Below are 11329 nucleotides of genomic sequence, written 5' to 3'. Positions count from 1 at the left end.
ACCGACCCCGCTTTCGAATTCGTTACCGTGAGCGGGCGCGGCACCGTGCGATCGTGGACGATCGTCCGCCAATCCTTCCTCCCCGGATTCGACGACCTCCTTCCGTTCGTCCTGGTCGACGTCGAACTCGCCGAGCAGTCCGAACTGCGGTTGATCGGCCGGTTGCTCGACGGGCCCGACGCAGAACTCCGGATCGGTACACCGGTCGTCACCGCGTTCGAGCAGCTGTCTTCCGAGTTGTCGGTTCCGGCATTCGAGATCGCATCATGAGCAGCTTCGCTCGCAGCAGTGACACCAGCAGCTTCGCTCGCAACAAGGTGGCGATCGTGGGCTACGCACAGAGCGATATCCGACGCACTGCCGGTCGCACGCTCGGCGCCCTCACCGTCGACGTCGCCCGCGCAGCCGTCGCAGATGCCGGCCTCGAACTCGAGCAGGTGGACGGCTACGTCAGTTCGAGCCTGATGCCGAGCGCGAGCGGTCGGGTCGTGGAGGACGGCGTCAGCACCGTGTCGTCCGCGTGGCTGGCCGGGCGACTGGGCGGTACCCCGCGCTATGTCGCAGGATTCGACGGGATCGGCCAGCTGACCGGCTCGGTGTCGATGGCGGTCAACGCGATTGCCAGTGGCGCCGCCGACTACGTCATCGTGCATCGAGCGCTGCACAATCCCACGGGGAGCTACCACGGTAATCCGATGCAAGCGGTACACGGCCCACAGCAGTGGACCGCGCCGCAGGGTTTCTTCGGTCCACTGGCCATGATCGCCCTGCCGTACAACGAGTACCTGCAGCGGTACGGTGCCAAACCCGAGTCCATGGCGGCCGTGGTGACCGAGGCCCGTAAGAACGGTGCACGGATCCCGTGGTCGTTCTGGTACGACCGCCCGCTGGATCGAGACGAATACCTTTCCGCACCAGCACTGTTCGATCCAGTGCGCAGGTTCGACTGCGATATCCCGGTCGACGGCGTCGCCGCGTTCGTGCTCACGAGCGCCGAGCGCGCGAAGGATCTCCCCCACCCGCCGGTGTACATCGCCGGGTACGCGAACGCGACACCGACGCGACGACGACTTCCCCTGCACTGGCCGCTCGACGACATCCTCGGAGCCGGTGGTGATCTGGTTCGCCGACTCGAGGAATCCTCCGGAATCGGCATGCGCGAGATCGATCTCCCCCAGGTCTACGACGGTTTCTCCCCGTTCGTGTGGTTCTGGCTCGAATCCCTGGGCCTGTGTCCACCGGGCGAGGCGCACCGGTTCGTCGAAGAAGGCGGAATCGACAGCGACCGACCCGGGGCGATTCCGGCGCTGTCCGGAGGTGGCGCGCTCGGAAACGGCCGGATGCACGGTGTTCCACAAATGCTCGAGTGTTATCTCCAACTCTCCGGACGCGCAGGTACCCGGGGGCGTGACGGCCTGACCACCGCGGTGGCGTGTCACTCGTCGCCACACTACGGCGGTGCCGTGGTGTACTCCGCCAATCGCTTCTGACGCATCATTTTTCAGAAACTCGCAATCTCACTGTTGCCCTAACGAGAACTATGTTCTACTACTAGCAGGGAAAAGGGGGCGTCTTGAGTATCCTCACCGAACGTCGTACCTATGTGGCCGGCAAATGGGTCACCGGCGACCAGGTCATCGCAGTCGAGAACCCGGCCGACGAAACTCACGTGGCCGACGTCAGCGCGACACCCGTTGCCGAAGTCGAGCGCGCCATCCTCGCCGCTCGGACCGCCTTCGACGACGGAATATGGGCGCAGCGCACACCCCGCGACCGGGCACAGTCGGTGCACACACTGATCGACCACCTCGAGGCGAATCACGAGACGCTGGTCGACACCCTGGTCGCCGAGGCCGGGCAGCCCGTGCGGTTCGCCGACGAAACCCAGTGCCGTACGGGAATATCCATTGCCCGGCAGACGATCGACCTCTACCTGTCGATGCGACACGAAGAGGCCACCGGGGTTCCGGTCGACGATCTGACACGGGGGCGGGTCGCGCTGAGCATCCTGCGACACGAACCGGTCGGAGTGGTCACCGCCATCACTCCGTACAACGCGGCTCTGATCATGGCCTTGCAGAAGCTGATTCCGGCACTCATGGCGGGCAACTCGGTGATCCTGCGGCCGAGTCCGTTGACCCCGCTGTCATCGTTGATCTTCGGGCATGCGGCCGACGCCGCAGGCCTGCCGCCCGGTGTCCTGAGCGTGGTCGCCGAGGAAGGCACCGAAGGCGCGCAGCTGCTGACGACCCATCCCGCGGTCGACATGGTCTCGTTCACCGGATCCACCGTCGCCGGACGCAACATCATCGCGCAAGCGGCCCCGACGGTGAAACGACTGTCTCTCGAGCTCGGCGGCAAATCGGCACAGATCTACCTGCCCGACGCGCTCGAGCGGGTCGGCATCGGCGCCATGGGCGTCGTGGCCCGCACCGCAGGGCAGGCCTGCGTCGCGGCGACACGCATGCTCGTTCCGGAGGAGCACAAGGAAGAGGTACTCGAACGCGTTGCCGCCGCGTATAACTCGATCAAGGTGGGGTCCCCCACCGATCCGACCGCGCTGATGGGTCCGGTGATCAGCGCGGCACAGCGATCCAAGTGCGAGCGGTTCGTGCAACTCGCGGAGGAGCAGGGCGCCAAGGTCCGGGCCGGCGGTAAGCGTCCGGAAGGCCTCGATCGGGGTTACTACTTCGAGCCGACCGTCCTCGATCTGCCGAACAATTCCAACCCGGCCGCGCAGGAGGAGATCTTCGGACCGGTTCTCGGGGTGATCGGCTACCGCGACGTCGACGATGCGGTGCGGATCGCCAACGACAGCGTCTACGGGCTGTCCGGGCAGGTCTACGGCGCCGACGCCGCCGCTGCAGTCGCGGTGGCCCGCCGGATCCGTGCGGGCGCCGTCAACGTCAACACCACCGTGTTCAGCGCACTCGCACCCAGCGGGGGCTACAAGCAGAGCGGACTCGGACGCGAACGTGGCCCCGAGGGCATCCGCGAATTCCAGGAAGTCAAGCACATGTCGATTGGAGAACTCCCGAAATGACAGCTGCATCGAACGACACCACGAACCTCGACCTGGACTGGCTCGTCTCGGTCGACGACCACATCCTCGAACCGCCCAACCTGTGGGTCGATCGGGTTGCGAAGAAGGACCGCGATCGTGCACCCCACATGATCAAGGACGACAAGACCGGGATGGACGTCTGGGTCTACGACGGCAAGAAGTTCCCGAGCAGCGGCCTCAGCGCCGTCGCAGGCAAGTCCAAGGAGGAGTTCAGCCCCGAGCCCCTGAACTACGACGAGATGCGTCCCGGTTGCTACGATCCGCTCGCTCGCGTGGAAGACATGAATCAGGCCGGAATCCTTGCATCACTGTCGTTTCCGACAGTGACTCGCTTCTGCGGGCAGATGTTCATGGAGGCCAGCGATCGCGAGTTCGGATTCACCTGTCTGCAGGCCTACAACGACTGGCATCTCGAGGACTGGGCGGGCGCCGCTCCAGGTCGCTTCATTCCGCTGATCCTCATCCCGCTGTGGGATCCCGCCCTTGCGGCGAAGGAGATGGAGCGCTGCGCAGCGAAGGGCGCCACGACGTTCGCCTTCTCGGAGAATCCCGAACCGCTGGGTCTGCCGACCATCCACGACAAGGATCGCTACTGGGATCCGGTCATGGCCGCCGCGAACGATCTCGAGATGGTCGTGTCGATGCACGTCGGCTCGTCGTCGACGGTGCCGCGGATCTCGAAGGATTCGCCGTTCTTGGCCAACTTGGCCTGGGGCGCGACACGCACCTCGGGGGCGATGCTGACGTGGCTGTTCAGCAGCATGTTCCAGCGCTACCCCAACCTCAAGATTGCATTGTCCGAGGGTGAGATCGGCTGGGTGCCGTACTTCCTCGAACGTGCCGAGCAGGTGCTCGACAAGCAGCGCTACTGGATCCAGCGCGGTGCGCAGTGGAGCGACCACGGCAACAACGACCTGGATCTGGGTGAACTGGATGTTCGGGAAGTGTTCCGCAAGCACATCTTCGGTTGCTTCATCGAGGACCACCACGGTATCGCCAGCATCGACGAGATCGGCGAGGACAACATCATGTGCGAGACCGACTACCCGCACTCGGATTCCACCTGGCCCAACTGCATCTCGGTGGTCAAGAAGCAGATCGAGCACCTGACGACCGAACAGCAGTACAAGATCCTGCGCGGCAACGCCGAGCGTCTGTACCGCTTCACTCCGGCACAGCCCCCGGTCCTGGCCGGTGTCTGACGTTGCTGCGGCCGAACAGGAATATGTCATGAATCGATTGCTCGAAGACAAGTCCGCCATCGTGACGGGCGCGGGCTCAGGAGTGGGCCGCGCGACCGCCCTGCGCCTCGCCGAAGAAGGTGCACAGGTCGTGTGCGCCGACATAGATGTGGATCAGGCGAAAGAGACCGTCCGCCTCGTCGAGGCCGCCGGTGGCGCCGCGACGGCCGCCGCAACGGATGTGTCCGACGAAGACCAGGTCGAAGCGATGGTGAACGCGGCGGTCACGCAGTACGGCAAGCTCGACATCCTCGTCAACAATGTCGGAATCCCCACCCCGCGATTGGGAGCAACCTTCGAGGAACACACCCGCGAAGACTTCGAACGGCTGGTCGGGGTGAACCTGGGCGGCGTCTTCTTCGGGAGCAAGCATGCCGTCCTGCAGTTCAAGAAGCAGGGTTCGGGCGGTGCGATCGTCAACACCGGGTCGGTCGCGGGGCTCGTCGCGTGGGGCGGCTCGGTGTACGGCGCCACCAAGGGCGCCGTACACCAGTTGACACGCGCGGTGGCGATCGAGGGCGCACCGCACGGCATCCGGGTCAACGCCATCGCTCCCGCAGGGATGCCGTTGACCGGGTTCATGACCGCCGGCGGGCTGGATCCGGAGATGGGTGCACGACCCGAAGTCACCGATCGCATCGCCACCCAGCATCCCCTCGGCCGTTTCATCACGGCCGAGGACTGCGCGGAAGCGATCCTGTACCTGGCATCCGACATGTCGAAGAACGTGACCGGTGTGGTCCTGCCCGTCGACGGAGGGTACGTCGCACGATGAAAACGACATCGCTCGATCGAGAGCGGGTACGGGAGCTGTTCGATCTGCGCGGCTCGTACAACGTGGCGACCGGCGGCGGCTACTCGGACGATCCGTATCCGATCTGGCATCGGCTCCGCAGTGAGAAGCCGGTGCATCCGGGCACGGTGCACGAGCTCACCGGAATATCGGAGCCGCTGATGTTCCAGGGGCTCCCGTACCCCGACCGCGAGCACTTCTCGGTGTTCAGTTTCGAGGCCTGCAACGAAGCCTTCCGGAATCCGAGGGTGTTCGCGTCGTCTCCCGAAGCCGTGGACATCGACCCCGAATCGGGTTCACTCGTCCACAACAGCATGTTGTCGATGGGCGGAGTGCAGCACCGGCAGTACCGCAGTCTGGTCCAGCCGTCGTTCCTTCCGTCGAACGCACAGTGGTGGATCCAGAACTGGATCGAGGAAGCGGTCCACCTCCTGATCGACGGGTTCGTCGACGACGGACATGCCGAACTCAACGTCGACTTCTGCGCTGCCATACCGATTCTCACCATCACAGGAAGTTTCGGTGTGCCGATCGAGCAGGCGCTCGACATTCGTGAGGCCTTGACCCGCGACAAACAGAAGATCATCGACATCCTCGCTCCGATCGTCGCGGCACGGCGAGAGGAACCGCAGGACGACCTGATCAGTGTTCTGGTGCAGGCCGAGCGGACCGACGAATCCGGTACCACACAGCGCCTTTCGGATGAGGAGATCTACACCTTCTCGCTGTTGCTGCTCGCCGCAGGATCGGGCACCACCTGGAAGCAGATGGGAACCACGATCACCGCACTGCTTCAGCGTCCGGATGTGCTCGACAAGGTACGCGAGGACCGGTCCCTGTTGCGCGCGGCAATCGAGGAGACCCTGCGCTGGATGCCCACCGACCCGATGTTCTCGCGGTGGGTCACCGAAGATATCGAGTTCTACGGTCAGGACATTCCGAAGGGTTCGGTCGTTCACCTGTGCGTCGCTGCCGCGAACCGTGATCCCGAGCGATGGGAACGACCCGACGAGTACGACATCACCCGGTCTACGAAGTCGACGCTCGCATTCGGCCAGGGAGCTCACATCTGCCTGGGCATGCACGTAGCACGCGGTGAGATGACCGTAGGAATCAACGCCCTGCTCGACCGGCTCCCCGGGCTTCGGCTCGATCCGGCCGCCGAGCCACCGCGGCTCGTCGGGATGTACGAGCGCGGAGCCACCGCGATTCCCGTCCTCTTCGATACCAAGTGAGGTGACCATGGCAGAAACCGAGTACACACAGACGGACATCAGCCTCCGCGGCGACGAGCACATCCGCGTCTATCGGGAAAGCGGGGGGAAGGAGGGATACATCTGGAACGGTGTGCCGACACTCCTCCTCACCGTGACCGGCCGGCGTTCGGGCGAGCCGAAGACATCCGCGCTGATCTTCGCCCAGGACGGTGACGACTATCTCGTCGTTGCGTCGAAGGGTGGCGCACCAAGGCATCCGCTCTGGTACGAGAACCTGCAGGCCGATCCGCACGCCGAGGTGCAGGTACTGGACACGACGATGTCGGTGGTGGCGCGAAATGCCAGCGCAGAGGAGAAGCCGCGGCTCTGGAAGATCGTCACGGACGCGTGGCCGAACTACGACCTCTACCAGTCCCGAACCGACCGGGACATCCCGGTCGTGGTCCTCTCACCGACGTGACGACGTCTAGAATCAGACACCATGTCCCGGGCTGAAGAACGAGCGGTCGAACGATCGGTGGCCGTGCAGCGGTCGCGGTCGCGCGTCGAGAATCAGATCCGTGCGATTCTCGACGCGGCCCACCGCCTCGTCGAGGCAAAGGGCGACGCGTTCACCACCCAGGAACTCGCGAAGGAAGCCGGGGTGGCCCTCCAGACCTTCTATCGCTATTTCGCGAGCAAGGACGAATTGCTCCTCGCTGTCATCAGCGACGGGCTCACCGACGCGTGCCGACAGATGGTCGCCGCTGCCGATGATCTCGTCGACCCTCTGCAACGGCTCCGGTTCTTCATCACCGCGTCGCTGGGAGGCCGGTCGAGGGACCCCGAGCGCTACACGCTGGCCCAGTTCATCGTGGCGACCCATTGGAGGTTGCATCGTGTCTTCCCGAAGGAGCTGGCCGAGGCCGACCGACCTCTGGTCGACCTCATCCACACCGAGATCCGGGCCGCCGCAGCTGCGGGTCTCGTGACGTCCACCGACACGGAGCAGGACGCCTGGTTCATCGTCGAGCTCACTCGCTCGGTGTACCACCACTATGCGTACGCGGCAGGCACCGTCGCGGAGGTCCAGGAGCAGCTGTGGCAGTTCTGCCTACGTGCTCTCGGTAGCACGGTGCGCTGACCTCACTACTTCACCGAATTCGATAGGGCTGATGCCCAGTCCGATTCGGCCCATCACGTGCCATACCCTTTCTGGCTCGAACCGTCTCGTCGCGCACGGCTACGGCATGGCACTGCAGTTCGCCTGTGTCACTGCCGTGTCGCCACGAGGGCCCTCGAGCATCGCTCGCCGAACTCCCCAACCCCACAACCAGATCGAGAGGTCGTCGATGATCCGCCGCAGACGAATACGGAAGCTACCGGCCGCATTACTGTCCCTCACATTGTTCGCCTTCGTCGCCGCGTGCGGCGGCGGCGATACCTCCGACTCGGGTTCCTCCGCCAACGGCGGTGAGCCCGTCGCCGGCGGCTCCGCCACGATCCTGGAAGTCGCAGAACCACCTACACTCGACCCGGCGAAGCTGTCGAACACATGGGCCCACATGGCGCCCTTGGGAAATGCCCTCTACGGCACGCTCATGATCAACAGTACCGAAGACTTCGAGATCGAATACAAGATGGCCACCGATTTCTCCACGACCGACGACGGAACCACTTTCGATCTGAAGCTGCAGCCCGGGCTGACCTTCACGGACGGCACACCCCTCGATGCCGCAGCCGTGAAGTACAACTGGGACCGCTTGAAGGACCCGGCAACCGGTTCCACCGCGATCCGGGTCGCCAGTTCGATCGCGAACACCGACGCAGTCGATGCCGAGACCCTCCGTGTCACCCTGGTGGCGCCGAATCCCCAATTCGCACAGGGCATCGCTGCGACGTCGTTGAACTGGATCGCCTCCCCCACCGCATTGGAGCAGGGCACCACAGCATTCGACGACAATCCGGCCGGGGCCGGACCGTTCAAGGTGGTGCGCTGGACGCGCCAGGGTGAGATCGAGATGGAGAAGAACCCCGACTACTGGGACGCACCCAAGCCGTATCTCGACACCCTGACCATCCGCACGGCGCATGAAGCCACTCAACGAATGAACGCAATGACCACCGGCGCAGCGGATCTCGCGTCCGAGTCCAGCCCCAACAACATCATCGCGGCCGAGGCACAGGGACTGAACACCGAGGTCGTTCCGACCGGCGGCGGTCAGATCATCGCAATGAATCATCGTCGGGCACCGTTCGATGACATCCGTGCCCGACAAGCCGTGCAGCTCGCGTTGGACACCGACATCCTGAACCTCATCGTCTACAACGGCGAGGGCGACGTGCCGGAAACCCTGTTCTCCGAAGAATCCCCGTACTACCAGGACATGCCCTTCCCCGACACCAACTCCGAGGAAGCGCAGAAGCTGTTCGACGAGCTGGCTGCCGAGGGCAAGCCCGTGTCGTTCACGTTCATGTCCTACCCGGCCAGTGAGAGCAAGACGCTCGCCGAAGCCGTCCAAGCGCAGCTCAGTGCCTACGACAATGTCGACGTGAAGGTCGAGATCCACGACATCGCCAACGCACAGGCGCGCACCGCAGCACGCGACTTCGACATGTCGATCACGTCCGCGATCGTCCAGGATCCCGACTACGGCCTCTGGTCGGCCTTCCACTCCACGTCGCCCGGAAACTTCATGGGCGTCAGCGACCCGGGACTCGACGAGGCGCTCGACCGTGGACGCGAGTCCACGTCACATGACGAACGCGTCGAGGCCTACAACACGGTCGAGAGTCGGCTCGCGGACCTTTCCGTCGGCGTTTTCTACACCAGAGCGACACCCGCCATCATCTATGGCAAGGACGTCCACGGCGTCGAGCTCTACACTCTCGGTTCACCTCTGGTGGAGGAAATCTGGATCAACTGATCCGAGAAGGTCTGTCCGGGAATCCGTCGAGAACCGCCCGACTACCGGACAGACCGAGCCGGGTCGCTCCTGCCTCGAGCATCCGCGCCGCGTCCTCCGCGGTGCGGATGCCGCCGCTCGCCTTGATCCCGAGCCTGCCGCCGACCGTTTCCGCCATGATCCGCACCGCGTGTTCCGAGGCACCTCCGGCAGGATGGAACCCGGTGGAGGTCTTGACGAAGTTCGCGCCCGCCTTCTCCGCGACCCGGCACACCTCGACGATCGCCTCGTCCGAGAGCACAGCCGATTCGATGATCACCTTGAGCACCACATCGAACCCGATCGCCTCGCGGACCGTGAGGATGTCGGCGAGCACCGCGTTGTAGTCCCCCGCCGCCGCAGCTCCGACGTCGATGACCATGTCCACCTCACGGGCACCCTGCTCGACGGCGAGGCGCGCCTCGGCACCCTTGATGAGCGAATGATGCTTGCCCGAGGGGAAGCCCACCACCGTCGCGATGGCCACGCCCTCCGCCCGCAACGGCAGCATCGACGGTGAGACACACACCGCGTACACACCGAGCTCCCGGGCTTCGTCGACGAGTGCCTGCACATCCGCCGCGGACGCTTCGGGCTTGAGCAGGGTGTGGTCGATCATCGACGCGACGTGTGAGCGGGAGAAGGTGGTATCCGGCATGCCGTCAGCTTTCCACAGGTGAAAATCATTTGCCTGGCCCGGCGACAGCGGTGCACGCTACGGGCGTGCTGATTCTTGACTTCCTCCCCCGCGTGAACGCAGAGGATTCCTACGCAGCCTCACCACATGGTGCGGTCTGTTCAGCGGGTTCCTGCTTCACCGGGTCCGCGCATGCAAGCACACGTCTTACGCTCCCTCCACAAGCGTTTACCCTCTCCACCAGCCCAGCGGCGAGCAACACATTCACAGCAGCGTTGTAATCCCGATCCAACACCAACCCACACGACGGACACACCCACACCCGCACACCCAACGGCTTCTTCCCGTCCCACACCCCACAACCCGCGCACACCTGCGACGTCGGCTCCCACCGGCCGATCGTGTGCACCACCGCGCCATACCGGGCGGCCTTCTCCTCGATCAACCGCCTGAGCATCGACCAGCCGGCATCGTGCACCGACTTCGCCACCCTCGTGCGCGCCAAACCCACCACCGACAATCCCTCGAGGGCAACCGCTTGGTTCTCGCGGACCAACCTCAATGCCAGCTTGTGATGGTGATCCAGGCGCGTCTCGCGCACCTTCCGGTGCGCCGCCGCGACCTTCCGGCGCGCCTTGTCCCGATTCTTCGACCCCTTCATGGTGCGTGAGTACGCCCGCTGGGCGCGGGCCAGACGCCGTTCCTTCGACCGCAACCAGCGAGGATTGTCGATCTTCTCACGAGTACCGTCGTCGTACACGATCACCGCAAGGTCAGTGAGGCCGACGTCGATGCCCGCGCATCGGGCCGGCGCCGACTCAGGGACAACCACAACAGGCACGGGCACGGGCTCGTCGACCACGAACGACACATAGTGCCGACCGTCCGCCTCACGGATCACCGTCACACTCGACGGGTCCGCCGGCAACGGCCGCGACGACTCGTACCGCACACGCCCGATCTTCGGCAACCGCACAAACCCGGCACCGGCGCCCGGCTCGAGAACCGAGAACCCGGCGTTGCGGGTGAAACGAGCAGACTGGCGATGTGTCCGCTTCTTGAAGCGTGGCGCACCGACCTTGCGGCCCTTGCGTTTCCCGGTGCGGGAATCGAAAAAGTTCGCGTACGCGCGATGCAGGTCTGCGAGGGACTGCTGCAACGGCACCGAGGACACCTCAGCCAGCCACGCCCGTTCGGGAGTCGTTTTCGCGGCGGTCAGCGCCGCCGACAACTCACCTTTACTCGGGATCGGCCGGCCCGCCCTGCGGGCGGATTCTCTCGCGGCGAGGGCATCGTTGAACACGACCCGGCAGCACCCGAACAGTTGAGACAGCGCCCTGTGCTGCTCCCCTGTGGGATAGGCGCGGTAGCGGTATCGCTTGAGCACACCCCGACGATAACTTTTGGTGTCATGGATGAGATTGGGTTTGTCAGATGTGGCAGACACGCAGTG

At 64.5% G+C, this 11329-nt stretch carries 11 protein-coding genes; 9 read left to right on the top strand and 2 right to left on the bottom strand.

Annotation, left to right across the window (positions count from 1 at the left end; genetic code table 11):
• Window positions 1–27: 27 nt before the first annotated feature.
• The 9 genes from ACFWB0_RS21955 to ACFWB0_RS21915 all read left to right on the top strand — a co-directional run bounded on the left by ACFWB0_RS21955 (window position 28) and on the right by ACFWB0_RS21915 (window position 9221).
• Window positions 28–270, top strand: a complete 243-nt coding sequence (locus ACFWB0_RS21955; protein WP_378492536.1) for a Zn-ribbon domain-containing OB-fold protein — start codon at window positions 28–30, stop codon at window positions 268–270.
• Entirely contained in the window at window positions 267–1490 is a 1224-nt protein-coding gene (locus tag ACFWB0_RS21950; RefSeq protein ID WP_378492512.1) for a thiolase family protein, read from the top strand. Before ACFWB0_RS21955 ends, ACFWB0_RS21950 begins: the two co-directional genes overlap by 4 nt.
• An 83-nt stretch (window positions 1491–1573) precedes the next feature.
• Entirely contained in the window at window positions 1574–3043 is a 1470-nt protein-coding gene (locus ACFWB0_RS21945) for an aldehyde dehydrogenase family protein (RefSeq protein ID WP_378492511.1), read from the top strand.
• Window positions 3040–4266, top strand: coding sequence for an amidohydrolase family protein (locus ACFWB0_RS21940; RefSeq protein ID WP_378492510.1), 1227 nt, complete (start codon window positions 3040–3042; stop codon window positions 4264–4266). Before ACFWB0_RS21945 ends, ACFWB0_RS21940 begins: the two co-directional genes overlap by 4 nt.
• A gap of 28 nt (window positions 4267–4294) precedes the next feature.
• Complete coding sequence (locus ACFWB0_RS21935) at window positions 4295–5080, top strand: SDR family NAD(P)-dependent oxidoreductase (RefSeq protein WP_378492509.1); 786 nt, start codon at window positions 4295–4297, stop codon at window positions 5078–5080.
• Complete coding sequence (locus ACFWB0_RS21930) at window positions 5077–6333, top strand: cytochrome P450 (protein WP_378492508.1); 1257 nt, start codon at window positions 5077–5079, stop codon at window positions 6331–6333. Before ACFWB0_RS21935 ends, ACFWB0_RS21930 begins: the two co-directional genes overlap by 4 nt.
• A 7-nt stretch (window positions 6334–6340) precedes the next feature.
• On the top strand, window positions 6341–6775 hold the full coding sequence (locus ACFWB0_RS21925) for a nitroreductase family deazaflavin-dependent oxidoreductase (RefSeq protein WP_378492507.1): 435 nt from the start codon (window positions 6341–6343) through the stop codon (window positions 6773–6775).
• A gap of 63 nt (window positions 6776–6838) precedes the next feature.
• Complete coding sequence (locus ACFWB0_RS21920) at window positions 6839–7438, top strand: TetR/AcrR family transcriptional regulator (protein WP_378492535.1); 600 nt, start codon at window positions 6839–6841, stop codon at window positions 7436–7438.
• A gap of 262 nt (window positions 7439–7700) precedes the next feature.
• Window positions 7701–9221 (top strand): ABC transporter substrate-binding protein, encoded by a 1521-nt coding sequence (locus ACFWB0_RS21915; RefSeq protein ID WP_378492506.1) that lies wholly within the window; start codon window positions 7701–7703, stop codon window positions 9219–9221.
• Here ACFWB0_RS21915 and deoC read toward each other — a convergent pair.
• Together deoC and ACFWB0_RS21905 are read right to left on the bottom strand one after the other, a co-directional pair.
• Window positions 9214–9897 carry a deoxyribose-phosphate aldolase gene (gene deoC, locus ACFWB0_RS21910; protein ID WP_378492505.1) on the bottom strand — a complete coding sequence of 228 codons (684 nt, stop codon included), beginning with the start codon at window positions 9895–9897 and terminating at the stop codon, window positions 9214–9216. The genes ACFWB0_RS21915 and deoC overlap by 8 nt on opposite strands.
• 109 nt (window positions 9898–10006) lie before the next feature.
• The gene (locus tag ACFWB0_RS21905; protein WP_378492504.1) at window positions 10007–11263 is read right to left on the bottom strand and encodes an RNA-guided endonuclease InsQ/TnpB family protein; all 1257 of its coding nucleotides are present in this window, start codon (window positions 11261–11263) and stop codon (window positions 10007–10009) included.
• Window positions 11264–11329 lie beyond the last annotated feature (66 nt).

It is taken from the genome of Rhodococcus sp. NPDC060086 (assembly GCF_042730275.1).
Lineage (GTDB): Bacteria > Actinomycetota > Actinomycetes > Mycobacteriales > Mycobacteriaceae > Rhodococcus.
This window is presented reverse-complemented; position numbering and strand designations above follow the sequence as displayed.

What these genes read in the sequence shown, in the direction of transcription:
- ACFWB0_RS21925 (WP_378492507.1), top strand. Translation starts at nt 6,341, where the DNA reads ATGGCAGAAACCGAGTACACACAGACGGACATCAGCCTCCGCGGCGAC.
- ACFWB0_RS21935 (WP_378492509.1), top strand. Translation starts at nt 4,295, where the DNA reads ATGAATCGATTGCTCGAAGACAAGTCCGCCATCGTGACGGGCGCGGGC.
- ACFWB0_RS21950 (WP_378492512.1), top strand. Translation starts at nt 267, where the DNA reads ATGAGCAGCTTCGCTCGCAGCAGTGACACCAGCAGCTTCGCTCGCAAC.
- ACFWB0_RS21940 (WP_378492510.1), top strand. Translation starts at nt 3,040, where the DNA reads ATGACAGCTGCATCGAACGACACCACGAACCTCGACCTGGACTGGCTC.
- ACFWB0_RS21930 (WP_378492508.1), top strand. Translation starts at nt 5,077, where the DNA reads ATGAAAACGACATCGCTCGATCGAGAGCGGGTACGGGAGCTGTTCGAT.
- deoC (WP_378492505.1), bottom strand. Translation starts at nt 9,897, where the DNA reads ATGCCGGATACCACCTTCTCCCGCTCACACGTCGCGTCGATGATCGAC.